Origin of the sequence: Vibrio metoecus (assembly GCF_009665255.1) — a bacterium.
Lineage (GTDB): Bacteria > Pseudomonadota > Gammaproteobacteria > Enterobacterales > Vibrionaceae > Vibrio > Vibrio metoecus_B.
Map to the genome: position 1 here is coordinate 2,001,097 of NZ_CP035686.1, position 25,482 is coordinate 2,026,578.

Here is a 25,482-nt window from a genome sequence, read left to right on the forward strand (position 1 = left end):
GCTGGTGAATTACAGTGTTTTCACTGGAATGGCTTGTTCAGCAAATTGTTTGGCTTTGGTACGCTTAGTACGGTCAATAACATCACCAACTAACTGACCACACGCCGCATCAATATCATCACCACGAGTCTTACGAATCGTTACCGTGTGCTCATATTGCATTAAGGTTTTTTGGAAACGATCGATACGCGAATTACTTGGCTTCTTGTATGGTGATCCCGGATAAGGGTTAAACGGGATCAAGTTAATTTTACAAGGCGTGCCTTTCATTAATTCTGCGAGTTCATGGGCATGCTCTGTCCCATCGTTCACATGATCCAGCAGCACATACTCCACGGTCACCTTGCCACGGTTGGCATTCGATGATGCGATATAGCGACGTACTGTGGCTAAAAATTCTTGGATGTTCCAGCGATCATTGATAGGCATAATTTGGCTACGCAGCTCGTCATTTGGTGCATGCAATGAGATGGCGAGTGCCACATCAATTTGGCCGATCATCTGCTCTAAACCAGAAACCACACCGGAGGTGGAAACAGTTACGCGGCGCTTAGACAGACCAAAACCGAGATCATCGAGCATAATTTCTAACGCTGGGATGAGGTTTTTCATGTTGAGCAGTGGCTCACCCATGCCCATCATGACCACGTTAGTGATTGGGCGCCGTCCAGTTTCTTTCTCTAGGCCGATTTCACGTGCAGCACGCCAAACCTGACCGATAATTTCAGAAACACGTAGGTTACGGTTAAAGCCTTGCTGAGCCGTTGAGCAGAATTTACATTCCAACGCACAACCCACTTGGGAAGAAACACAGAGCGTCGCGCGGTCTTCTTCTGGGATATAAACCGTTTCAACATCCTGATCTCCCACACGCATTGCCCATTTGATGGTGCCATCGGCTGAGTGTTGTGCTTCCGATACGTAAGGTGCACGAATTTCACACTTCGCTTTGAGCTTTTCGCGGAGTTGTTTGTTGATGTTATTCATTTGATCGAAGTCATCACAACCAAAGTGATAAATCCACTTCATGACCTGTTCGGCACGAAACGCTTTCTCACCTAGCTCTTCGGCAAAAAACGTACGTAAACCCTTGCGGTCAAAATCGAGTAGATTGATTTTTTCTGTGGTCATGGTGCCTCTCAAGAAGACGGAACAGTAATTAAGGGCGCGAATTGTACAGCCTTTATGCAGCGACAACAAGGGCTGTAAAACCGTGTCATTTCTAAGGTGTTAATTCTTGATGAGTTGTTTTTTGTGCAGATTTTAGGCTCCACATTGGGAGCCTAAATAACCCTATTCAAAGGCTATGGACGAGGGCAAATTTCTGACTCTGGAAAGAAGAATTCAATTTCACGAGCGGCCGATGCTGGACTGTCGCTACCGTGTACTGAGTTATAACGCATGCTCAGTGCATAATCGGCACGCAGCGTACCACAAGCCGCTTCTTCTGGATTGGTTTTACCCATCAGTTCACGATAGCGTACGATGGCATTTTCACCTTCCAACACTTGCACCATGATCGGACCTGAAGTCATAAATTCTTTCAGAGGTTCGAAAAAGGGTTTGCCTTCGTGCTCAGCGTAAAAACCACTCGCTTGCTCTTCCGACAGGTGGACCATTTTCGCCGCAATGATCTGCAAACCCGCTTTTTCAATACGATGGTAAATTTCACCAATCAGGTTACGCTTCACCGCATCCGGTTTAATGATCGAAAATGTTCTTTCTAGAGCCATAAAATTTCCTTTTGTTTATTGTGCTTGTTTTAATTCTCTTAATAAAAACAAGGCAGCTTTACAAGCTGCCTTTAAATTTATGCTTGCTGCATCATAATTCGTGCGAGCATTTTCACGCCCATGCCCGTCGCTCCAGCGGCCCATTTATCGCTGGCTGACTTGCGATACGTGGCTGAACAGTCAAAGTGCAGCCAACCTTGTTGGTACCCTTCGACAAAGTAAGAGAGGAACGCCGCTGCAGTACTGGCACCTGGCGTATAATCGCCATTGCTGATGTTAGACAGATCCGCAAAGTTAGAAGGCAGCATCTCACGATGGAATTCAGCCAGAGGCAGTGCCCACAACGCTTCATTCTCTTCTTTTGCCGCAGCTAATGCTTGTTGACTCAGCGACTCATCATAAGAAAGCAGTGCGTGGTAATCATTACCCAGTGCGTTTTTCGCCGCACCGGTTAAGGTTGCGCAGTCGATGATCAGTTGTGGTTTTTGCTCACTAGCGTAGATAAGGCCATCCGCCAGAACCAAACGCCCTTCCGCATCGGTGTTCATGATTTCTACGGTTTTGCCATTTTTGTAGGTGATAATGTCACCGAGCTTCAATGCACGACCTGAAACCATGTTTTCCGCACAGCAAAGGATCAGTTTCACACGCTTGTTGAAGCCACGCATGATCGCTAAGCCCAAAGCGCCCGTGATCATACCTGAGCCGCCCATGTCCGCTTTCATCGCAGACATCATGTTGGAAGGCTTCAAGCTGTAACCACCTGAGTCGAAAGTAATGCCTTTACCCACTAAACACGCGAATACCGGAGCGTTTTCATCGCCCGTTGGGTTGTAATCCAGTTGTAGCATGGCAGATGTACGTTCAGAGCCACGGCCAACAGCGTAAATGCCTTCCCAACCTTCGGTGAGCAGATCCTTGTCTTTCACGATACGGTAAGAAACATGTTCCGGCGCGAGTGATTTGATAAATTCTGCCGCCATTGTCGCCAGTTGGCGTGGCGCCACTTCTTCCGCGCTTTTGTTGATGATATCGCGTGTCCAATCCGTCGCTTTAATGCGCGCTTCTAGCTCTGCTTGTTCAGCAGCCGCTAATGCTTTCCACTCGACGGTATTGCGCTTTTTCGCATCTCGGTAACCTTGATAGAAAGCCCAAATGCTCTCCAGATCCCAACCTTCTCCAGCCAGGAATGCCGTGCGGATACCTTGATTATCTAACTTACGTGCTGCACGTTGGATCGCGCTGAAATCTTGTGCTTGAGCCAAGTGAATGGTTGCACCTTGCTCTGCAAAGGAAATGAGCGCTTTCTCTCCCCACTGAGGCTGGGCAGCTTGAGTACTCAAAAATACAGACATCTGTGTAGACATGGTTTCTCCTTGTCTTAAATATTGGCTTTGCCTGTGCCATCTCATTAAATCGCCACGATGTTAGCATTATGTCGTGACAAAATGTCAAACGAATAAAAAAACGGACCAAGTGGTCCGCATTTTTTGATAAGAAGTGTTAACTCTGTGAGGTTTCTGTTTATTCAAACTCATCCATCCAGCACAGAATCACCGCTTCGAGGATTTTTTCGTTGGAATGATTCGGATCATCGTCAAAATCTTCCAACTCCATAATCCAACGATGCAGATCGGTAAAACGTACGGTTTTTGGATCGACATCGGGAAACTTATCACACAGCTCAATCGCAATATCGCGAGAATCTGTCCATTTCATGATTGACCTTCCGATTGGTTATGCCTCGGCATTCACCGAGGCTGAGAATTAATGATCTTCTGACGCGTGGTTCAGGGTGTATTTCGGGATCTCTACCACTAGGTCTTCATCCGCCACTCGAGCCTGACAGCTGAGACGAGATTCTGGCTCCAGACCCCATGCTTTATCCAGCATATCGTCTTCCAGTTCATCACTCTCTTCCAGTGAATCAAACCCTTCACGAACGATACAGTGGCAAGTGGTACAAGCGCACGATTTCTCACACGCATGCTCAATGGCGATACCGTTTTTGAGTGCCACATCAAGAATCGTTTCCCCAGTTTGCGCTTCTAACACTGCGCCTTCTGGGCAAAGGGTTTCATGAGGCAAAACAATAATCTTAGGCATGTTGGTAGTCTCTTCAAATCTCGTCAACGGAGTGGCCAGCCAGTGCGCTGCGAATCGATTTATCCATTCGTTTTGACGCAAAATCTTGGCTCGCTTTATCTGTGTCTTTTATTCCTTGCTCAATGGCATCAGCATTATCGCCATTGCGCAGTTCAATCAATCGCTCGATCGCCTGTAATAAAGTTTGGCGCTCTTGCTCTGTGAGCAGCTCATCACCATCCGCTTGCAGTGCAGAGATCAAACCTTCAATCACGCGATCGGCTTCTACGCGCTGCTCAGCCAACGCACGCGCCAGCATGTCCTCTTTAGCATAAGCCATTGAGTCTTTCAGCATCTGAGCAACTTCATCATCACTCAAACCGTAGGAAGGCTTCACCTGAATTTCCGCCTGCACACCGGTACTTTTTTCCAGTGCGGTCACGGAGAGCAGACCATCTGCATCCACTTGATAAGTTACGCGAATATGTGCTGCGCCTGCCGCCATCGGCGGAATGCCTTTTAGTGAAAAACGAGCCAACGAACGGCAGTCATCGACCATTTCACGCTCACCTTGCACCACATGCACGCTCATTGCCGTTTGCCCATCTTTGAAGGTGGTAAACTCTTGCGCGCGAGCGACAGGAATCGTGGTGTTACGTGGAATGATTTTTTCCACCAAACCGCCCATGGTTTCAATCCCCAAAGAGAGAGGGATGACATCGAGCAGCAACATTTCTGCATCCGGCTTATTGCCTGCAAGAATGTCCGCCTGAATCGCAGCACCAATCGCGACCACTTCATCAGGGTTAATGCTGGTCAGTGGCGTGCGGCCAAAAAACTCACCCACTTGCTCGCGAACAAACGGAGTACGGGTTGAACCACCTACCATCACGACTTCGAGCACGTCATCTGCTGCGACATCTGCATCTTTTAACGCACGACGGCAAGCAAGCAGCGTCTTTTTCACGAGTGGTGCAATTAGGCTTTCCAGCTCTTCACGCGTGAGAGTGCCTTGCCAGCCAAGCACATCAAGCTCAGCCGTCATGTGTTCAGTCAAATCAATTTTGGCTTGAGTCGAAGCATTAATCAGCGTGCGATGCTGCTCAGCCGTTAAGCTGGTGAGTCCGATTTGTGCTTGCAGGTGATCGGCGATCAGATGGTCAAAGTCATCACCACCCAGTGCAGAGTCACCACCGGTTGCTAGCACTTCAAACACGCCGCGAGAGAGGCGTAAAATCGAAATATCGAAGGTGCCGCCGCCTAAATCGTAAACCGCGATCACGCCTTCTTGACCTGAGTCCAAGCCATAAGCAATCGCCGCTGCGGTAGGCTCGTTGAGTAAACGCAGCACATGCAAACCCGCTAACGCCGCGGCATCTTTAGTCGCAACGCGCTGCGCATCATCGAAATACGCAGGAACAGTGATGACCACACCTGCTAAATCGCCGCCCAAAGTAGCGGTGGCGCGTTCTGCTAAAGCTTTCAAAATATCCGCAGAAATCTGAATGGGATTTTTATCCCCTTGCGCGGTTTGCACAATCGGTAAGCCCTTCTCGCTCGCTTTAAAGCGATAAGGCAGATGCGGGTAACGTTGATTAATGTCTTGCAGTGAACGACCAAGCAGACGTTTTACCGAAATCACTGTGTTATGCGGATCGGTTTCGGCTTGTTCACGAGCTAGATAGCCCACTCGAGTTTCATCGACGCCATAATTCACCACGGACGGGAGAATACTGCGCTCTTGGCTATCCAGCAGTGTACTGGCGGTTCCACTACGCACAGACGCCACTAAGGAGTTAGTGGTGCCTAAATCAATACCCGCAGCCAATTTATGCTGGTGTGGTGCCGAACTTTGACCCGGCTCTGCAATCTGAAGTAATGCCATCAGTTGTTCCTTTGAATCTTGAATTAGCCAAGCAGTTGGTCTTCGACTCGTTCTACTTCATTTTTGAGTTTGGCAATAAATTTGAGCTTTCTGACTTGGTCGGCCGCCGCTAGCCACTCACTTTGTGATAAGAGTTGTTGCAACTGAGTAAGATAAGCGCGCTGCATCTTGGTCACTTTGCTATCAAAATCCATCAATGCCGTTTCTGGTTCTGCATGCGATGTGACGGATTCCAACTCCTCACGCAGCTCCATCTGTTCCATTAGGAACATAGGATCTTGCAGCGTTTGCTGCTCGGCATTCATCTCAATACCTTGTAAAGACAAGAGATATTCAGCACGGCGCAGAGGATCTTTCAGCGTTTGGTAAGCGTCATTAATTTGCGCAGCTTGTTGCACCGCCAATAGGCGATCGCGCTCAGAAGCGGTGGCAAAGTTATCCGGATGGAATCGTTTTTGCAACGTTCTGAACTGAGAAGAAAGAAGGCTACCATCCAGTTCAAACTGAATCGGCAGCCCAAATAATTCAAAATAATTCATCTTGATAGCGGTCCTGTAATCGAGAACAGTCTCGATGGTCAGTTACCGTTAAACGTTGAAGCTTTCACCACAACCACATTCACTTTTGACATTTGGGTTGTTGAATTCAAAGCCTTCGTTTAACCCTTCTTTTTTGTAATCGAGTTGAGTGCCATCTAAATAGACCATGCTTTTGGTGTCAATGATCACTTTAACGCCATGGCTTTCAAATACGTGGTCTTCTTCGTTGAGATCATCAACAAATTCGAGCACATACGCCATTCCCGAACACCCAGTCGTCTTGACACCAAGACGTAAACCGATGCCTTTTCCACGATTATCCAGAAAAGCTTTAACTCGGCTTGCTGCGGTTTCGCTAAGAGTGACGGCCATACTTCAACCTTATGATTTCAATAAATTAAAGGGTGGGAGCTGCGACAGCTCCCAAACGAATTAGTGTTGATGCTTTTTCTTGTAGTCCGCAACGGCGGCTTTGATGGCATCTTCGGCTAGGATTGAACAGTGAATTTTCACTGGTGGCAATTCGAGCTCTTCGGCGATTTCGCTGTTCTTGATCGCTGCCGCTTCATCAATGCTCTTACCTTTAACCCATTCAGTCACTAGCGAGCTAGAAGCGATTGCGCTACCACAACCGTAAGTTTTGAATTTTGCATCTTCGATGATGCCTTCTGGTGACACTTTGATCTGCAGACGCATCACGTCGCCACACGCTGGTGCACCAACCATGCCGCTACCTACAGAAGGATCTTCTTTATCAAATGAACCAACGTTACGTGGGTTCTCGTAATGGTCAATGACCTTTTCGCTGTATGCCATGTTCGTTACCTCGAATCCTTTATAACCTTGGTGTGATTAGTGATGAGCCCACTCAACAGTGTTCAGATCGACACCCTCTTTGTACATATCCCACAATGGAGACATGTCACGCAGTTTATCTACCGCTACGCGGATCAGTTCAATCGCATAATCAATTTCAGCTTCTGTCGTGAAACGCCCGAAAGAGAAACGAATTGAGCTGTGCGCTAATTCATCGTTCAGACCCAGAGCACGCAATACGTAAGAAGGCTCAAGGCTAGCTGAAGTACATGCACTGCCTGACGATACCGCCAGATCTTTCAGTGCCATCAGCAGAGATTCGCCTTCAACAAAGGCAAAACTCACGTTGAGGTTATGTGGTACACGTTGCTCAAGATCGCCGTTGATGGTTACCGCTTCCATATCTTTGATGCCAGTCAGCAAACGCTCACGCAACGCGAGTGCATGCTCATAATCTTTCTGCATCTCTTCTTTTGCGATACGGAACGCTTCACCCATACCAACAATTTGATGAGTCGCTAATGTACCAGAGCGGAAACCACGCTCATGACCACCACCGTGCATTTGTGCTTCTAGACGGATACGTGGCTTGCGGCGCACATACAGAGCACCGATGCCTTTTGGACCGTAAATTTTATGTGCAGACAGTGAAATCAGATCCACTTTCAGCTCTTGAACATCAATCGCGACTTTGCCAGCCGATTGTGCTGCATCAACGTGGAATACCACTTTGCGTGAGCGGCACAGTTCGCCAATTGCGGCTATATCTTGGATCACACCGATTTCGTTGTTCACGTGCATGATAGAAACCAAAATGGTGTCATCACGCATCGCGGCTTCAAGTTTAGCCAGTTCGATCAAACCATTTGATTCTGGATCAAGATAAGTCACCTCAAAACCTTCACGCTCAAGTTGGCGCATAGTATCTAGCACGGCTTTGTGCTCGGTTTTGCTGGTGATAATGTGCTTACCTTGCTTGTTATAAAAGTGAGCAACACCTTTGATTGCAAGGTTGTCAGATTCTGTTGCACCCGAAGTGAAAACAATCTCACGTGGGTCTGCATTCAGCAGGGCTGCGATTTGCTCACGCGCAGTGTCTACTGCTTCTTCTGCCTGCCAGCCATAACGGTGCGATCGAGAAGCTGGGTTACCGAAGGTACCATCCATCGTCATGTACTGAACCATTTTTTCAGCTACACGCGGATCAACTGGGCATGTGGCTGAATAATCTAGATAAATAGGCAGTTTCATTTTCTACTCCAGTGTAAACCTTGCCGCTATGAGCGAACATTAATACCAAAAGGTGCAGCACCAATGGTGACTGTATTTGAGTTGTTTTGCGAAACCCTTTGGTTGACCGAAAGATGATGATCTTGTCGATCCGAAACTTCGATAACTTCGTTATCTACCATCAGCTCACCGAGCGTGATGTTGTTCAGAAAATCAGTAATGCGTGAACTCAGATCACGCCACAGTGTGTGAGTCAAACAGCGAGTTCCGCCCTGACAATCGCCTTTCCCGTTACATTTAGTCGCATCAACCGATTCATCGACCGCTGCAATAACAGTACCGATGGAAATAGCGTACGAATCCATTCCTAGGCGATAACCGCCACCTGGGCCGCGCACACTGGCGACTAAGCCCGCTTTACGCAACTTAGAAAAAAGTTGTTCTAAGTACGAAAGAGAAATGCCTTGGCGCTCAGAAATATCCGCCAATGGTACTGGGTTTTGTTGCGAATGCAGAGCCACATCTAACATGGCTGTTACCGCATATCTTCCTTTAGATGTCAGTCTCATAATCACACCGTATCCACACTGTTTATGTGGCTGGAAGTTTTTCATACTTGAGTTTTTTGGTCAAGTATTTATTTGACTAATTTAGTCAGGTATTTAACCCTGAGACTTATAAGCTCATTTTCTATACGCAATCGACTTTTGCACTGAGGTTAGAATACCACGCAAGATGTTGATTTCCTGAGCTTCAGGTCGAGAGCGAGTAAACATTCGGCGCAGCTTATTCATTACTTGCCCCTGCTGTTGTGCAGAAATAAACTCGGTTTGAGTAATCACTTTTTCAAGATGTTCATAGAATAATTCCAACTCTTGATGACGTGGGTATTCCTGATCTCGCTGCTCTTGGCGCTGATTCTGATCCATTGCTAGAAATGCCATGCGCACTTCATAACTCAGCAATTGCACTGCCATTGCTAAATTGAGTGAGCTGTATTCTGGATTCGCAGGCACACATACATGGTAGTGACACAATTGCAGCTCATCATTGGTCAATCCGGTACGTTCGCGGCCAAAGACCATCGCGACAGTATGCTGTGAAGCTTCAGCAATCAGTTTTTCACCACATTGACGCGGTTCCAACATTGGCCAATCTAGAGTTCGGGAACGAGCACTGGTACCCACAACGAGCCCGCAATCGGCAACGGCGGCTTCCAGAGTTGGAAAAATCTGTGCATTCAGTGCTATTTCGCTTGCTCCAGCGGCTAGCGCGATCGCTTGAGCATCAACCTGACACTGCGGATCCACCAACACCATTTGGCTCAGCCCCATGACTTTCATCGCCCGAGCGGCCGAACCAATATTTCCAGAGTGAGAAGTGCCGACTAATACGACTTTCACGCGATCTAACATTATCTGCTCACAGTACTCCAAACAAAGCCGCGCGATAGTAACACAAACCTGACTAAAATGGTCAGACCCTTTGCTTCCTCAAACAACCAAGCGCACAAAAAATAACCACTTCCCTTTTTGATTTGTTTTGGTATACTGCCGCCCGCTTTTTCGTTCTTTAACATCCGTTGGGAAACTTGTATGCATCCAATGCTAAATATCGCTATTCGCGCCGCGCGAAAAGCAGGTAACCATATTGCCAAATCTCTGGAAAACGCAGAGAAAATTCAAACTACTCAGAAAGGCACCAACGACTTTGTCACTAACGTCGACAAAGAAGCAGAAGCGATTATCGTTTCAACCATCAAAAGCTCTTACCCTGAGCACTGCATCATTGCAGAAGAAGGCGGCCTTATCGAAGGTAAAGATAAGGAAGTGCAATGGATCATCGACCCACTGGATGGCACCACTAACTTTGTAAAAGGTTTACCTCACTTCGCTGTTTCTATTGCGGTACGCTTTAGAGGCAAAACTGAAGTCGCTTGTGTTTACGACCCAATGACTAACGAACTGTTCACTGCACAACGTGGTGCGGGTGCACAGCTCAACAACGCTCGTATTCGCGTTCAGCCAATCAAAGATCTGCAAGGCGCAGTTCTGGCAACGGCTTTCCCATTCAAACAAAAACAACACTCAGAATCTTTCATGAAGATCCTCTCTGCGATGTTTGTTGAATGTGCGGATTTCCGTCGTACTGGTTCAGCAGCACTGGATCTATGTTACCTAGCGGCAAACCGTGTTGATGGTTACTTCGAACTAGGCCTAAAACCTTGGGACATGGCTGCGGGTGAACTGATTGCTCGTGAAGCGGGTGCTATCGTGACTGACTTTGCTGGCGGCACTGATTACATGCAATCGGGCAACATCGTGGCATCAAGCCCACGCGGTGTGAAAGCTATTCTGCAGCACATCCGTGAAAACGGTAACAGCGCAATCTTGAAATAATATCTGCTCCGTCACAGCTGATATCGCCCTGCCATTATGGCGGGGCTTTTTTACCTGTTTTTACCCAGTTCAAGCATTTACGGTGATAGCGGTAATGACATACTTACTCATTGAGTAACCGGATAACAATAAAAAACCGCTGACTAAGCAGCGGTTTTTTATTAATAAGCCTAAAGAATGACTAAGGCATTTCATCCAGATCAGCGCCCTCTTTCTCCACTTGTGGAGGCAGCAAGTGCTCACGGGTAATCCCGAGTTTTAGCGCCAGTGCTGATGCCACATAGATAGAAGAATAAGTACCAACAGTAATACCTAGCAACAAGGCTAGCGCAAAACCGTGGATCAACGCACCACCTTTCGCAAACAATGCAATCACTACAAACAAGGTCGTACCAGAGGTGATCAACGTACGGCTCAAGGTTTGAGTAATTGAGCTGTTCATGATCTCTGCTGGCTCTTCTTTGCGCATCTTACGGAAGTTTTCACGGATCCGGTCAAATACTACGATGGTATCGTTAAGTGAGTAACCGACTACCGTCAGCAATGCTGCGACAATCGTCAGGTCAACTTCGATCTGTAAGATAGAGAAGATACCTAGCGTGATGATGACGTCATGCGCTAGTGCCAGCACAGCACCCGCTGCTAAACGCCATTCAAAGCGCACAGAAACGTAAAGCAAGATACACAACAAAGAGACCAGAATCGCTAGACCGCCCGCTTCAGTGAGTTCATCACCTACGTTCGGACCAACGAATTCAATACGTCGCATTTCCACGTTGCCGCCCGTGCCTTCTTTGATCGCAGCAAGAATTTGGTTACCTAGCGTTTCGCCAGCCATATCCTCACGCGGGCGCAAGCGCACCATTACATCACGTGCAGAACCAAAGTTTTGCACGGTGGCATCACCAAAGCCTTTCGTTTCAAGGGCGCTACGAATTTGATCTAAATTGGCAGGCTGTTCAAAGCCAACCTCAATCAAAGTACCGCCAGTGAAATCCAGCCCCCAGTTGAGCCATTTGGTAGACAGAGTAAACATCGACGCAGCGATCATCGCTAGCGATAACGCAAAAGCGAATTTCGACCAACGCATAAAGTCGATCATTTTGTCTGCTTTTAGGATTTGAAACATAACTTACCCCAGCCTCAGATCGACAATTTGTTGATACGTTTGCCACCATACAATAGGTTCACGATACAACGTGTTCCAATAATGGCGGTAAACATAGAGGTTAAAATACCGATAGACAGCGTCACCGCGAAGCCTTTAATCGCACCTGTACCTACGGCAAACAGAATGATCGCAGTAATTAAGGTGGTGATGTTGGCATCGGCAATGGTACTGAATGCGTTTGCATAACCTTGGTGAATCGCTTGCTGCGGATTTTTCCCTTCACGTAACTCTTCACGAATACGCTCAAAAATCAGCACGTTTGCATCAACTGCCATACCCACTGTCAGCACGATACCCGCAATACCCGGCAAGGTCATGGTTGCACCCGGAATCATCGACATCACACCAATGATCAACACAAGGTTTGCCATTAGTGCCACGTTAGCGATCATGCCGAACTTACGATAGTAAAGTAGCGTAAACAGCATTACTGCTACCATGCCCCAAATACAGGCTTGAATACCCATGTCGATATTCTGTTGACCCATTGATGGACCAATGGTGCGCTCTTCAACGATAGAAATTGGCGCAATCAAAGCACCTGCACGCAGCAGCAGTGCAAGGTTATGTGCTTCCGCCGGTGAATCAATCCCAGTAATACGGAAGTTACGCCCCAATGCCGATTGAATCGTCGCTTGGTTAATCACTTCTTCTTGCTTAGTCAGGATCACTTTACCTTCTGGAGAACGCTTACCGCTGTCTTTGTATTCCGCAAAGACTGTTGCCATCAGCTTACCGATGTTCTTTTTCGAGAACGCCGACATCTTGTTGCCGCCTTCGCTATCGAGCGAAATGTTCACCTGTGGGCGACCATACTCGTCGGCGCTTGAGCTTGCATCGGTAATGCTTGAACCACCCAGAATCACGCGCTTTTTCAGCACCACAGGACGGCCATTACGATCGAACTTGATTTCGCTGCCAGCTGGCGCACGTCCTGCGGCAGCCGCGGCGAGATCTGCTTTGTCGTCCACTTCACGGAATTCAAGGGTTGCGGTCGCACCTAAGATTTCTTTAGCACGCGCAGTATCTTGTACACCCGGTAGTTCCACCACGATGCGTGTTGCACCTTGGCGTTGAACTAGAGGCTCAGCCACACCCAATTCGTTCACACGGTTACGCAGAATTGTGATGTTCTGTTCAACGGCGTAGTTACGAATTTCCTGCAAGCGAGCTTCGGTAAACTTAGCCAGCAACACAAAACGGCCATCGGTTTCTGAAGTCGTAAAAGTCATGTCACGATGTTTCGACTCAAGAAGCAGTTTGGTTTGTGCAAGCTGTTCTGCATCACGCAGTGTCACTTCAACGGCATCGGATAGCGGGCGAATAGCACGGTAACGGATTTTTTCGTCACGCAGATCACTACGGAAAGATTCTTCTTGTTGAGTGACCAATTTTTCCATCGCCGCATCCATATCCACTTCCATCAGGAAGTGCACACCACCGCGCAGGTCAAGACCCAGTTTCATTGGTGCAGCACCAATTGACTCAAGCCAGTCCGGGGTAGAGGCCGCAAGATTGAGTGCGACGATTTTGTCATTACCTAGTGCTTCACTGATGATATCTCGGGCGCTAATTTGCGTATCCGTATCATTGAAACGAACTAAGATTGAGCCATTCTCAAGAGCAATGGATTTTTTGGAGAGGTGCGCTTTATCGAGCGCAGAGGTGACAGCATCCAGCGTTGACATATCAACAGAGGCGCCACGCGCCCCTGTAATTTGGATAGCTGGATCTTCACCGTAGATATTTGGAAGTGCATACAAGGCTGCAATGGCGATAGTAAACACCACCATCAGATACTTCCATAACGGATAACGGTTTAGCACAGCGAGGATCCTATGGCTGTTTTAAAGAGATTTCAGCGTACCTTTTGGCAACACTGCAGTCACGAAGTCCTTCTTAATCACAACTTCGTTGTTGGTGTTCAACTCGATAGTGATGTAAGCGTTGTCTTCAGCGATCTTAGTGATACGACCAACCAAGCCGCCGCTAGTGAGCACTTCATCACCTTTTGCCATGGATGACATCAGGCTTTTGTGCTCTTTCACACGCTTAGCTTGTGGACGGTAGATCATGAAATAGAAGATCACTGCGAACATCGCGAGCATGATGATCATTTCAAAACCGCCACCTTGTGGGGCACCTTCGCCTGCGGCATGTGCTACAGAAATTAAACTCATTGAGAAACGTCCTCTAAGTTATTGTTGTTTAATGTTGATTCTATTGGGATGCACAGGGGTGAATTCAAGCGGCTTACCACGCAAATCCAACCCAGTGCACGAAATCAGGCTTTGTCTTTTTGTAGTGGTGGCACTTCGCGGTTACGACGCGCGTAGAACTCGGCTACAAATTGCTCAAAACGGTCTTCATCAATTGCTTTACGAATGCTTTCCATTAGGCGTTGGTAGTAACGCAAGTTATGGATGGTATTCAAGCGTGCACCGAGGATTTCGTTACAACGATCCAAATGATGCAGGTATGACTTCGAATAATTTTTGCAAGTGTAACAGTCGCAATGCGGATCCAGTGGTGTTGTATCGGTTTTATGTACTGCATTACGGATCTTGATCACACCACCCGTCACAAACAGGTGTCCATTACGTGCGTTACGCGTTGGCATTACACAGTCGAACATGTCGATACCACGACGCACACCTTCCACCAAGTCCTCCGGTTTACCGACGCCCATCAGATAACGTGGCTTGTCTTCCGGCAGTTGTGGGCAGGTATGTTCCAGTACGCGATGCATATCTTCTTTCGGCTCACCTACCGCAAGACCACCCACAGCATAACCATCAAAACCGATCTCAGTAAGCCCTTTTACCGATACATCACGCAAATCTTCATACACACCACCTTGCACGATACCAAACAGATTGTTCGGGTTTTCGAGCTTGTCGAAGTGGTCACGCGAGCGTTTTGCCCAACGCAGCGACATTTCCATCGACTTTTTCGCTTCATCGTGGGTCGCAGGATATGGCGTACACTCGTCAAAAATCATCACGATGTCAGAACCCAAATCTTTTTGGATTTCCATCGACTTCTCGGCATCCATAAAGATTTTGTCGCCGTTTACTGGGTTGCGGAAATGTACGCCTTCTTCTGTGATCTTGCGGATATCGCCTAAGCTGAATACCTGAAAACCGCCTGAGTCAGTCAAGATAGGACCTTGCCAGTTCATGAAATCGTGCAGGTCGCCGTGCATTTTCATCACTTCTTGGCCAGGGCGCAGCCAGAGGTGGAAAGTGTTACCGAGCAGAATTTGCGCGCCGGTCTCTTTCACTTCTTCTGGTGTCATCCCTTTTACGGTGCCGTAAGTACCCACTGGCATAAACGCAGGGGTTTGCACTGTGCCGCGTTCAAAGGTCAATTGACCACGACGGGCATTGCCGTTTTTCTTTTTCAGTTCAAATGTTAATTTCACGAAGCCTCCAATGTCAGAGAAACAGTCTGACGTTTTATTCCCACTCAATGTGGCGTATTGGCCACATCAGCAGGTCTACAATCCAAGCCTTATATCATTGAATAAGGCTCTTTGCGGAGCGGTCGCGTTTCCCTGCGAAAAAGGCCTGAACCTTTTCTGGCTACTGCCAGCACTCGTTTTCGTTATCCCTCTTTATTTGAAATTGCCACTCCAAATAATTAGGGATGGTTACGCTTTAGTCGTCTGCTTGCGAATAAACATCGCATCGCCATAACTAAAGAAGCGATATTGTTCTTTTACCGCATGTTCATAAGCCGCCATGGTGTGCTCATAACCAGCAAACGCACTCACCAACATGATCAAGGTTGATTCTGGTAAGTGGAAATTGGTGATCAAGCAATCCACCAATTGGTATTGATAGCCTGGGAAGATGAATATTTCGGTATCACCAAAGAAAGGCTTTAATTCCGTGCCTTTTTTCAGTGCATCTTGCGCGGCACTTTCTAGCGAGCGAACGGATGTGGTACCTACAGCAATCACTCGGCCACCACGCGCTTTGGTTGCAGCAACCGCATCCACCACTTCTTGTGGTACTTCTACGTATTCCGCATGCATGTGGTGATCGTGAATATTTTCCACGCGCACAGGTTGGAAAGTCCCTGCGCCAACATGCAGTGTCACATACGCCAACTCAACACCTTTAGCTTGGATCTGCTCCAGCAACGCTTGGTCAAAATGCAAACCGGCCGTTGGTGCGGCTACCGCGCCTGGTTTTTGGTTATAAACGGTCTGGTAGCGTTCTTTATCCGTATCTTCATCAGGACGATCGATGTAAGGCGGCAATGGCATATGGCCAATTTGGTTGAGGATATCCAATACCACGGTTTCCGCAGTAAAACGGATTTCAAACAACGCATCGTGACGCGCCTGCATCACGGCATGAAATTCATCATTTTCGCCTAAATAGAGTTCAGTGCCCGGTTTTGGCGGTTTTGATGAGCGAACGTGCGCCAAAATCGTGTGTTCATCAAGCATGCGCTCCACCAACACTTCCAACTTGCCGCCGCTGGCTTTGCGCCCAAACATACGTGCAGGGATCACTCGTGTGTTGTTAAACACCAGCAGATCACCTGGTTCAACGAATCCGAGAACATCTTTAAAGGTTCCATCCGTCAGTTGACCGCTGTTGCCGTCAAGTTGCAGCAAGCGGCTCGCGGTACGTTCTGCTTTTGGGTAACGAGCAATCAGCTCGTCTGGGAGTTCAAAATGAAAATCTGAAACTTGCATGGCTCTTTCTTGATTAAGTGATCAGTATCGTCGCCCGATTTCGCGGCGCGCCAGTATATACCTAAGTGCGCTCAAGATACAGGAATGCTGCGTGGTGATACACCTCTCGCAAGGTAACCGTTTGTAAAGACCGAATGACGTTGAGGCCAAAGTTCGATGAGTCAATCCATCACGTTCGCCTTATCTACATGAAAGGTATATTTCGGCTCAAGTTCGCAGAAGTTCCCCGTCAGTAGGGCTATAGTGAATAGGAAAGGGTTAGAAAATCCCGTTCAAGTTTCTCTCTTTGACAAAGGAGTTGGCGATGATCAAAGTTGAAGACATGATGACACGTAATCCACACACTTTGTTACGTACTCACACCCTCAATGACGCAAAGCATCTCATGGAAGCGCTCGATATTCGGCACATTCCGGTGGTGGATGCGAACAAGAAATTATTGGGCATTGTTACCCAGCGAGATTTGTTGGCCGCTCAAGAGTCAAACTTGCAACGGATAGCCCAAGATCCCTCTTACACTCTCGATACACCACTCTACGAAGTCATGCACACCGATGTAATGAGCGTAGCTCCCCAAGCGGGGCTGAAAGAAAGCGCACTGTATATGCAAAAACACAAGATTGGTTGTTTGCCTGTCGTTGCGAAGAGTGAGTTAGTCGGCATCATTACCGACAGTGACTTTGTGACTATTGCGATCAACCTGCTTGAGTTGCAAGAAGAAAGTGAACCAGATGAAATGGATGAAGAACAGTAAGTCAGCGGCATCGCGTTTTTCAACACAACGCTGTTGTGCTCGGCGTTGATAAAAAAGGCGGCCAGATGGCCGCCAAAGGTTCGCACAGAATTGTGGATTATCGATTAGTGAAATTGATCTTCTTCGGTTGAGCCAGTCAGTGCCGTCACAGAACTGTTACCACCTTGAATGGTGTTGGTCATTTTATCGAAGTAACCTGTGCCCACTTCTTGTTGGTGTGCCACGAAAGTGTAGCCTTTTTCTGCCGCTTCAAACTCACGACGTTGCACCATCTCAACATAGTGACGCATTCCTTCACCTTGCGCGTAAGCATGTGCTAACTCAAACATGTTGAACCACATATTGTGAATGCCCGCTAAGGTGATGAACTGGTACTTGTAACCCATATCCGACAAGGCTTGTTGGAAATGCGCGATGGTTTTCGCATCCAAATTCTTCTCCCAGTTGAACGAAGGTGAGCAGTTGTAAGCCAGCAGTTGATCTGGGTATTGCGCATGAATCGCCTCTGCAAATTTACGCGCCTCTTCCAGATCCGGCTTCGCGGTTTCACACCACACCAAGTCTGCGTAAGGTGCATAGGCCAAGCCGCGAGAAATCGCTTGGTCAATGCCAGCACGCACGCGGTAAAAACCTTCGGAAGTACGCTCACCGGTCACAAAATCAGCATCGTACGGATCGCTGTCTGAAGTGAGCAAATCCGCAGCGTTGGCATCGGTGCGAGCAATCACTAACGTAGTCGTACCTGACACATCGGCAGCCAAACGTGCTGCAATCAGTTTTTGCACCGCTTCTTGAGTCGGCACCAACACTTTACCGCCCATGTGGCCACATTTTTTCACCGAAGCCAGTTGGTCTTCAAAGTGAACGCCAGCTGCGCCCGCTTCAATCATCGACTTCATCAGCTCATACGCGTTGAGCACTCCACCAAAACCGGCTTCCGCATCGGCCACAATTGGTAGGAAGTAATCGATGCCACCTTCATCTTCAGGAGATTTACCATTTGACCACTGGATTTGGTCGGCGCGACGAAACGCGTTGTTAATACGGCGCACCACAGAAGGTACTGAGTCAACAGGGTAGAGAGATTGGTCTGGGTACATGGTGCCTGCGGTGTTGTTATCCGCCGCAACTTGCCAGCCAGAGAGATAAATCGCTTCAATGCCCGCCTTGGCTTGTTGCACCGCTTGGCCGCCAGTGAGTGCGCCCAAACAGTTCACATACCCTTTTTTCGCTGAACCATTCACCAGTTCCCACAACTTGTCTGCACCACGTTGAGCGATGGTGTTGGCCGGCACAACCGAGCCGCGCAAACTCACCACTTCTTCAGCGGTATAGGTGCGTTTCACATTTTTCCAGCGTGGGTTGGTTGCCCAATCTTTTTCTAGTGCTTCAATTTGTTGGCGACGAGTCAGTGTCATAATCTATCCCTCTTGTATATTGGTTGCCTGTTGGCAGCTCGATTCCTTGTTCGATCAGTACTGCGCACGCTGATCGTAAAGTGGTTTCACGTTACTGGCGTTTTTTCACCTTACTGGTGTTATAGAGGCCTACGGCAAGTAGTCGTAGCCCGGTATGGTTAAGAAATTCGGTAGCTCTTGGCTGGTCGTTAAGCGCTCCATCAATTCGGCCGCTTCAGTAAAACGCCCTTGTGCAAAACGAGACTCACCCACTTCGCTTTTCACCACCTCAATCTCTTGTTTGAGGTAGTCGCGAAACAGTTCGTTAGTGACCACTTGCCCGTTATCTAACGTTTTACCGTGTTGGATCCATTGCCAAATCGAAGCGCGTGAAATCTCCGCTGTCGCCGCATCTTCCATCAAGCCGTAGATCGGCACACAACCGTTACCAGAAATCCATGCTTCGATGTATTGCAACGCAACGCGAATGTTGTGGCGCATGCCATGCTCGGAGCGTGACCCATCGCAAGGTGCCAATAGATCGGCCGCGGTTATCGGAGCATCGTCCATTCGGCTTACATTGAGTTGGTTTTTGCGCTCACCAAGCACCTCGTTAAACACCGCCATGGCGGTATCCGCTAAACCGGGGTGAGCAACCCAAGTACCATCGTGACCATTGGTCGCTTCGAGCATTTTGTCGCCACGAATTTTTTGTAGCACTTGCTCATTCACCGCAGGATCTTTGGCTGGAATAAACGCCGCCATTCCTCCCATCGCAAATGCACCGCGCTTATGACAGGTGTAAATCAACAAACGGGAATACGCATTGAGGAAAGGCTTATCCATGGTCACCACTTGGCGATCCGGCAATACGCGGTCGGGATGCTTTTTCAAGGTTTTGATGTAGCTGAAAATATAATCCCAGCGTCCACAGTTCAGACCGACAATGTGCTCTTTGAGTGAGAACAGAATCTCATCCATCTGAAATACCGCAGGCAGAGTTTCAATCAACACCGTTGCTTTGATGGTGCCGGTGTCTAAGCCAAAATAATCTTCCGTGAAATGGAACACGTCACTCCACCACTGCGCCTCTTGATAAGCTTGCAGCTTAGGTAGGTAGAAATAAGGGCCACTGCCTTTTTTCAATAGTGCGCGATGGTTGTTGTAAAAGTAGAGCGCAAAATCGAACAGTGAACCGGGAATCGCCAAGCCGTTGTAAGTGACATGCTTTTCTTTGAGATGCAGACCGCGCACGCGACAGATGAGCACTGCTGGGTTGGTATTGAGTTCATAACGCTTGCCATTGTCTGGGTTGGTATAGCTTATGGTACCCAGAATCGCATCACGCAGGTTGATCTGCCCATCCAACACTTTGTCCCACGCGGGCGACATCGAATCTTCAAAGTCCGCCATGAAGACTTTCACATTCGCATTAAGGGCATTAATCACCATTTTGCGATCGGTCGGGCCTGTAATTTCCACGCGGCGATCTTGCAAATCGTAAGGAATGCCGAGAACTTTCCAACTCCATTCTCGAATATCTTTGGTTTCTGGAAGAAAATCAGGCAACTGACCTTGGTCAATAAGCGTTTGTTTTTGTTCACGCAAGGCCAGCAACTCATCGACTCGCGAGGCAAAACGCTCACAAAGGTGCTGTAAAAAAGTTTGGGCTTCGACAGGGAAAATGGCTTGATGTTCGGGCGCAAGAGCTCCCACCACATCAAGCTTGCCTTGGGTCGTTTTTGCTGCAGTTGATTGTTGAGTTAATTCGGCAGTATTGGTTGACATAAATTCCTTCCTTGAAACGCTCACCAAGAACATTTGTAACTTTAAAACTACAAATTCAAACCACTAACTTTGCTGATTTACTGTGCATTAAGGTCACCTAAAGCGACTCTCTTTGCAAGATGGAAAACACTAGACATAAGTCTTAACAACGCCAATAAACCTTAACTCACAAAGGCTTTTTACGAAAGTGCAAAAGTTAACCGAACGTTAAATTCGAAGTTTTATCCGGTTACTTATTAAGCCGAAGAGAACAGGCCAAATGCGTAACTCATTACGTAATTTAATTACACTTAAAAATGAATAAGAAAACACTCTCAAACAAGTGTTTAAATTTTTCGAGATGGTGAAAACGACGGTTTTTATTGGGTTGAAGCAGATCGAAATGAGCGTAATTTAAACAGCGTTTAAATCAGAATGTGTAAAATTCACATTGTGAATATTTACAATTTTATGAAAGCCTCACCAATTTTGACTTGTGAAATTTCACAATAAAAAAATTACTAACCAGATAAAATACTTAAAAGCACGCTTTTCACAGCGTGCTTTCACTAGATAACGTCAACTTAGAATGTACGACCAATCGCTAAAGCAGTTCAGAAACCACTTGAGACAATTGTTCAAAAGTGTGCGTTCGCGAGGAGCTTGGTCGCCAAACTAAGCCAATTTCCCGATACGCTTTTTGACCAGGGGGATCGACAACGACTAAATTCTGGTTATCCAATAGGCCATGATCAATCGCCATTTGTGGGATAAAAGTGGTACCCAAACCATTGGCCACCATCTGCACCAAAGTGTGTAAACTGGTGGCGGTAAATGGATTGATTTTCTCTTTGTCAGTCAATTTACAGGCCGATACCGCATGCTCCGTCAGACAGTGTTCATTTTCTAATAGAAACACGGACTCATCCGGTAAATCATCATACTTAATCGGAACACGGATGCGATCCGCTTGATGACGGCTGATCACCATACGAAACGGATCATGTCCAACGATGCGCGTTTCCATATTGCCAATCTCAACCGGCAGCGCCAGTATCAATACATCCAATTCACCACTGCGCAATGCTGAAAGCAGATTGCTGGTAGTATCTTCACGCAACAGTAGGTGCAGTTTGGGGTAGCGTTGGTTGATCTCTTGCACCAAATCGCCAAGTAAAAAAGGCGCTATCGTGGGAATACAGCCCAATCGAAGTTGCCCTTCCATGCCATCACCTTGGCAAAGCTTACCCAGCTCGACCAAATCTTGGCCTTTAGCCAATAACTCACGCCCATGCTTGACCACCAACTCTCCCGCCCGCGTAAAGACTAATGGACTTTTCTTATCCTGTTTTTCATACAACGTACACCCAATCAATTCTTCGAGGTTTTGAACGCCCTTGCTCAACGTTGATTGGCTGACAAAACAGCGCTCTGCAGCCTCACTAAAATGACGCGTTTCATACAGCGTCACTAAATAGGACAATTGTTTCAGGCTCGGCCATTTACTCATGGTTTTATCAGTACCTTAGGTCAAACTTGCTTCACAGCTAACGGATTCCATATTTATCGCTTTTTTCGATTAACTCAATCTATTTAATTCGCTTTTTTCAATCCTACAATCTGTACTATAGTTTCTCTCGTTCAAATACGGACTGAGCCGTGGCTCCATGTCACGCCTTAGCAATTACCATACTTCTTAGGAGCAAAATAATGGTACTAGTTGGTCGCAAAGCCCCTGATTTTACTGCTGCAGCTGTTCTGGGTAACGGTGAAATCGTTGAAAACTTCAACTTCGCTGAGTTTACAAAAGGTAAGAAAGCGGTTGTTTTCTTCTACCCACTAGACTTCACTTTCGTTTGCCCATCTGAGCTGATTGCATTCGACAACCGTTACGAAGACTTCATCGCAAAAGGCGTAGAAGTGATCGGTGTGTCTATCGACTCTCAGTTCTCTCACAACGCATGGCGTAACACTGCTGTTGAAAACGGCGGTATCGGTCAAGTGAAATACCCACTGGTTGCAGACGTTAAACACGAAATCTGTAAAGCCTACGATGTAGAGCATCCAGAAGCAGGCGTTGCATTCCGTGGTTCATTCCTGATCGACGAAGAAGGTATGGTTCGTCACCAAGTGGTTAACGACCTACCACTAGGCCGTAACATCGATGAAATGCTACGTATGGTTGACGCACTAAACTTCCACCAAACTCACGGTGAAGTGTGCCCAGCGCAATGGGAAGCTGGTAAAGCAGGTATGGAAGCATCTCCAAAAGGCGTTGCAGCATTCCTAGCACAACACTCTTCTGACCTGAAATAAGATTCTTAACCCCGCGCTCAACACGGGTGGTTGGAAAATATAAAGCGAAAACGCTACGCCAATCAGTTAAGAAGTAAAGTCTTCAAAAGCCCAAAGCAATGCTTTGGGCTTTTTTCTATCTGAAATATCACCTCTTTCTCTCTCCTGTTTATTGGACAGTACCATTTAGATCAAGGGCGCTCACCATCATTAAATGGGTAATTCATACGCTAAACTTTACCCCTATTCTGACTCATTCAACACGCAGACTGCTGCTATCATGGAGGCTAATTTGCTTTATCTAGCCGGAGATAACTCTATGAATTATCAAGTTGAAGTCTGCATCGACAATATTGAATCCTTGCACAACGCCATCGCGGGGGGCGCTACACGCATTGAGCTTTGCTCTGCACTCGCGCTAGGTGGGTTAACCCCAAGTGCGGGGTTGATGCACAGTGCAGGAAAATGTTCATCCATTCCGGTTTACGCCATGATCCGCCCAAGAGAAGGGGATTTTTTCTATCACGATGACGACCTCATCATCATGGCGCAGGATATTCATACAGCCCATCAAGCCAATTTACAGGGAGTGGTACTGGGTTTACTCAATGCCAATGGCACGATTGATGTTCAACGCACCCAACCTTTAGTCGATTTAGCCCATTCACTCGGTTTAGGCGTCACTTTCCACCGCGCTTTTGATCTCTGTGCAGATCCAGAGCAAGCGTTAGAAGACATTATTGCTTTAGGTTGCGAACGCATTTTAACGTCTGGTTTGGCACGTACTGCCTCTTTGGGGATTGATTGCTTAACCCAGTTGGTTCAACAAAGTGCGGGACGCATTTCCATTATGGCTGGCGCAGGTGTTAACGCACAAAATGTGACGGAAATTGCCGTGGCAAGCGGAGTGAAAGAGCTGCATTTGTCTGCAAAAACGACTCGTCCAAGCCTGATGCAGTTCATTCGTTCTGAAAGCAAAATGGGCGCTAGCGACTGTGATGACTTCATTATTCCGGTAACGAACACGGTAGCCCTGCAACAAACCGTACAAGCTCTCAACTCCATCAAGGTAAACTGAACTTACGAAAGTACGCTGCTATGCTTAACTCATCACAGGAGAGATGACATGACAAAATTGGATAAGAAAGTCTATGAGCGTGAGCTAGAGCAGCTGCAAGTCGAACTGGTAAAGTTACAAGAGTGGGTCAAGCAAGAGAAACTCAAAGTGGTCATCATCTTTGAAGGTCGTGATGCGGCGGGTAAAGGCGGAGTGATCAAAACCATCACTGAAAAACTCAATCACCGTGTTTGTCGAGTCGCCGCCCTACCCGCGCCAACCGAAAAAGAGAAAACCCAATGGTATTTCCAACGGTATGTGGCTCATTTACCGGCTGGCGGCGAAATCGTGCTGTTTGACCGTAGTTGGTACAACCGCGCTGGGGTTGAAAAGGTAATGGGCTTTTGTAGCGAAGAAGAACATCAAGAGTTTTTACGCTCCTGCCCTGAATTTGAGCGCATGTTACAACGCTCAGGAATTATTTTGCTCAAATACTGGTTTTCGGTGTCCGATGAAGAGCAAGAAAAACGTTTTATGGAACGCATCGAAACCCCACTCAAACGCTGGAAATTCAGCCCGATGGATCTCGAATCTCGTAAGCGTTGGGCGGCGTATTCCCGTGCCAAAGATGAGATGTTTGCGTATACCGACACCAAACATTGCCCGTGGTGGGTAGTGCCTTCTGACGATAAAAAACGCGCTCGCCTCAACTGTATCAGCCACTTATTAAGCAGTATTGAGTACCACGAGATTGAATATCCGCCTATTGAGCTGCCTGAGATCAATCAGCAGGGTTATGTTCGACCACCGATTGAAGACCAAACCTTTGTACCGCAGCGCTACTAATAACCGATACCCAACAAACTTGCCGCTAGGCGGCAAGTGAGAGAGGATAGCGCCTCGCTTACAAACTTGGTTTCTTTAGCACATCATCAATACCTTGATCGCCAAGATGGCGTACGTCTTTACCTTTGACGAAATAGATGATGTATTCACAGATGTTTTGACAGCGATCACCCACCCGCTCAATGGCACGCGCCGACCAGATGACTTGCAGAATATGTGGAATGTTTTTCGGATCTTCCATCATATAAGTCATCAGCTGGCGCACCACGGCTTCGTATTCTTTATCCAGTCGATCGTCTTGCTTATAAATTTCTGCGGCGGCTTCCACATCCATCCGTGCAAAAGCATCAAGCACTTGATGCAGCATAGCAATCGCTTGGCGGCAAAGTGGCTCAAGAGATACTTGGAACTGGTGTTGTTTCGCGGGTGGGCGTTCGATCGCAATGTAAGCCATCTTAGTCGCAGAATCGCCAATACGTTCAAGATCGGTAATGGTTTTGATGATGGCCATAATCAGGCGTAAGTCTTTGGCTGTCGGTTGGCGTTTAGCAATAATGCGTGTACAAGCCTCATCAATCGAGACTTCCATCGCGTTAACTTTGTGATCATCAGCAATCACACGTCGCGCCAGTTTTTCATCATCCTCATGCAAGGCTTGCATGGCTAAGGTCAACTGCTGCTCCACTAAGCCGCCCATCGTCAATACTTGGCTACGAATGGACTCCAACTCCACATTGAATTGACCTGAAATATGTCGACCAAACTGCATGGCATATCCTTATTGAAACTAACTGAAA

26 protein-coding genes are annotated in these 25,482 nt (G+C 47.4%); 5 read left to right on the plus strand and 21 right to left on the minus strand.

Translation table 11 applies throughout. The features are described 5' to 3' along the window. Positions 1-9 precede the first annotated feature (9 nt). From EPB59_RS09050 to trmJ, 12 genes are all read right to left on the minus strand, one after another. Positions 10-1,131: a bifunctional tRNA (adenosine(37)-C2)-methyltransferase TrmG/ribosomal RNA large subunit methyltransferase RlmN gene (locus tag EPB59_RS09050; protein WP_000206069.1), complete on the minus strand. Its 1,122-nt coding sequence runs from the start codon at positions 1,129-1,131 to the stop codon at positions 10-12. A gap of 173 nt (positions 1,132-1,304) precedes the next feature. After that, positions 1,305-1,733 (minus strand): nucleoside-diphosphate kinase, encoded by a 429-nt coding sequence (gene ndk, locus EPB59_RS09055; protein WP_001162852.1) that lies wholly within the window; start codon positions 1,731-1,733, stop codon positions 1,305-1,307. A gap of 77 nt (positions 1,734-1,810) precedes the next feature. Beyond that, positions 1,811-3,100 carry an aminopeptidase PepB gene (gene pepB / locus EPB59_RS09060; RefSeq protein WP_000107228.1) on the minus strand — a complete coding sequence of 430 codons (1,290 nt, stop codon included), beginning with the start codon at positions 3,098-3,100 and terminating at the stop codon, positions 1,811-1,813. Positions 3,101-3,257: 157 nt separating this feature from the next. After that, entirely contained in the window at positions 3,258-3,452 is a 195-nt protein-coding gene (gene iscX / locus EPB59_RS09065; RefSeq protein WP_000872174.1) for a Fe-S cluster assembly protein IscX, read from the minus strand. A gap of 48 nt (positions 3,453-3,500) precedes the next feature. Continuing rightward, complete coding sequence (gene fdx, locus EPB59_RS09070; protein WP_001124187.1) at positions 3,501-3,839, minus strand: ISC system 2Fe-2S type ferredoxin; 339 nt, start codon at positions 3,837-3,839, stop codon at positions 3,501-3,503. Between the two features lie 13 nt (positions 3,840-3,852). Then, a complete protein-coding gene (gene hscA / locus EPB59_RS09075; protein ID WP_154172436.1) occupies positions 3,853-5,703 on the minus strand; it encodes a Fe-S protein assembly chaperone HscA in 1,851 nt (616 codons plus the stop codon). A gap of 23 nt (positions 5,704-5,726) precedes the next feature. Next, on the minus strand, positions 5,727-6,242 hold the full coding sequence (gene hscB, locus EPB59_RS09080) for a co-chaperone HscB (RefSeq protein ID WP_154172438.1): 516 nt from the start codon (positions 6,240-6,242) through the stop codon (positions 5,727-5,729). A 48-nt stretch (positions 6,243-6,290) separates the two neighbouring features. Further along, positions 6,291-6,614, minus strand: coding sequence for an iron-sulfur cluster assembly protein IscA (gene iscA, locus EPB59_RS09085; RefSeq protein ID WP_154172440.1), 324 nt, complete (start codon positions 6,612-6,614; stop codon positions 6,291-6,293). A gap of 60 nt (positions 6,615-6,674) precedes the next feature. Then, the gene (gene iscU / locus EPB59_RS09090) at positions 6,675-7,058 is read right to left on the minus strand and encodes a Fe-S cluster assembly scaffold IscU (RefSeq protein ID WP_000331703.1); all 384 of its coding nucleotides are present in this window, start codon (positions 7,056-7,058) and stop codon (positions 6,675-6,677) included. Positions 7,059-7,094: 36 nt separating this feature from the next. After that, positions 7,095-8,309: an IscS subfamily cysteine desulfurase gene (locus tag EPB59_RS09095; protein ID WP_154172442.1), complete on the minus strand. Its 1,215-nt coding sequence runs from the start codon at positions 8,307-8,309 to the stop codon at positions 7,095-7,097. Between the two features lie 26 nt (positions 8,310-8,335). Further along, positions 8,336-8,857: a Fe-S cluster assembly transcriptional regulator IscR gene (gene iscR / locus EPB59_RS09100; RefSeq protein WP_050412787.1), complete on the minus strand. Its 522-nt coding sequence runs from the start codon at positions 8,855-8,857 to the stop codon at positions 8,336-8,338. 114 nt (positions 8,858-8,971) lie between these two features. Further along, entirely contained in the window at positions 8,972-9,703 is a 732-nt protein-coding gene (gene trmJ / locus EPB59_RS09105) for a tRNA (cytosine(32)/uridine(32)-2'-O)-methyltransferase TrmJ (protein WP_195706970.1), read from the minus strand. Positions 9,704-9,883: 180 nt separating this feature from the next. Here trmJ and suhB point away from each other — a divergent pair, with 180 nt between their 5' ends. Beyond that, positions 9,884-10,687, plus strand: coding sequence for an inositol-1-monophosphatase (gene suhB / locus EPB59_RS09110; RefSeq protein WP_000553438.1), 804 nt, complete (start codon positions 9,884-9,886; stop codon positions 10,685-10,687). Positions 10,688-10,868: 181 nt separating this feature from the next. Here the strand turns inward: suhB and secF are convergent, their stop codons facing one another. The 5 genes from secF to queA form a co-directional block, all read right to left on the minus strand. Beyond that, complete coding sequence (secF, locus tag EPB59_RS09115; protein ID WP_055052298.1) at positions 10,869-11,816, minus strand: protein translocase subunit SecF; 948 nt, start codon at positions 11,814-11,816, stop codon at positions 10,869-10,871. 14 nt (positions 11,817-11,830) lie between these two features. Next, the gene (gene secD / locus EPB59_RS09120) at positions 11,831-13,684 is read right to left on the minus strand and encodes a protein translocase subunit SecD (protein ID WP_154172444.1); all 1,854 of its coding nucleotides are present in this window, start codon (positions 13,682-13,684) and stop codon (positions 11,831-11,833) included. Between the two features lie 21 nt (positions 13,685-13,705). Further along, on the minus strand, positions 13,706-14,038 hold the full coding sequence (yajC, locus tag EPB59_RS09125) for a preprotein translocase subunit YajC (protein ID WP_000053139.1): 333 nt from the start codon (positions 14,036-14,038) through the stop codon (positions 13,706-13,708). Positions 14,039-14,142: 104 nt separating this feature from the next. Next, on the minus strand, positions 14,143-15,282 hold the full coding sequence (tgt, locus tag EPB59_RS09130; RefSeq protein ID WP_055028793.1) for a tRNA guanosine(34) transglycosylase Tgt: 1,140 nt from the start codon (positions 15,280-15,282) through the stop codon (positions 14,143-14,145). 228 nt (positions 15,283-15,510) lie between these two features. Continuing rightward, entirely contained in the window at positions 15,511-16,569 is a 1,059-nt protein-coding gene (gene queA, locus EPB59_RS09135; protein ID WP_154172446.1) for a tRNA preQ1(34) S-adenosylmethionine ribosyltransferase-isomerase QueA, read from the minus strand. 304 nt (positions 16,570-16,873) lie between these two features. Here queA and EPB59_RS09140 point away from each other — a divergent pair, with 304 nt between their 5' ends. After that, the gene (locus tag EPB59_RS09140) at positions 16,874-17,323 is read left to right on the plus strand and encodes a CBS domain-containing protein (RefSeq protein ID WP_055052295.1); all 450 of its coding nucleotides are present in this window, start codon (positions 16,874-16,876) and stop codon (positions 17,321-17,323) included. Positions 17,324-17,427: 104 nt separating this feature from the next. Here the strand turns inward: EPB59_RS09140 and aceA are convergent, their stop codons facing one another. From aceA to EPB59_RS09155, 3 genes are all read right to left on the minus strand, one after another. After that, a complete protein-coding gene (aceA, locus tag EPB59_RS09145) occupies positions 17,428-18,741 on the minus strand; it encodes an isocitrate lyase (RefSeq protein ID WP_000176891.1) in 1,314 nt (437 codons plus the stop codon). Between the two features lie 129 nt (positions 18,742-18,870). Beyond that, complete coding sequence (gene aceB / locus EPB59_RS09150) at positions 18,871-20,508, minus strand: malate synthase A (protein ID WP_195706971.1); 1,638 nt, start codon at positions 20,506-20,508, stop codon at positions 18,871-18,873. A gap of 583 nt (positions 20,509-21,091) precedes the next feature. Beyond that, the gene (locus tag EPB59_RS09155; protein WP_154172450.1) at positions 21,092-21,997 is read right to left on the minus strand and encodes a hydrogen peroxide-inducible genes activator; all 906 of its coding nucleotides are present in this window, start codon (positions 21,995-21,997) and stop codon (positions 21,092-21,094) included. A 200-nt stretch (positions 21,998-22,197) separates the two neighbouring features. Here EPB59_RS09155 and EPB59_RS09160 point away from each other — a divergent pair, with 200 nt between their 5' ends. The 3 genes from EPB59_RS09160 (at position 22,198) to ppk2 (ending at position 24,685) form a co-directional block, all read left to right on the plus strand. After that, positions 22,198-22,803 carry a peroxiredoxin C gene (locus EPB59_RS09160; RefSeq protein WP_000244650.1) on the plus strand — a complete coding sequence of 202 codons (606 nt, stop codon included), beginning with the start codon at positions 22,198-22,200 and terminating at the stop codon, positions 22,801-22,803. Between the two features lie 298 nt (positions 22,804-23,101). Then, on the plus strand, positions 23,102-23,860 hold the full coding sequence (locus tag EPB59_RS09165; protein ID WP_154172451.1) for a copper homeostasis protein CutC: 759 nt from the start codon (positions 23,102-23,104) through the stop codon (positions 23,858-23,860). A 48-nt stretch (positions 23,861-23,908) separates the two neighbouring features. Beyond that, entirely contained in the window at positions 23,909-24,685 is a 777-nt protein-coding gene (gene ppk2, locus EPB59_RS09170) for a polyphosphate kinase 2 (protein WP_055052292.1), read from the plus strand. 58 nt (positions 24,686-24,743) lie between these two features. Here the strand turns inward: ppk2 and phoU are convergent, their stop codons facing one another. Continuing rightward, a complete protein-coding gene (phoU, locus tag EPB59_RS09175) occupies positions 24,744-25,454 on the minus strand; it encodes a phosphate signaling complex protein PhoU (protein WP_001159461.1) in 711 nt (236 codons plus the stop codon). Positions 25,455-25,482: the final 28 nt, after the last annotated feature.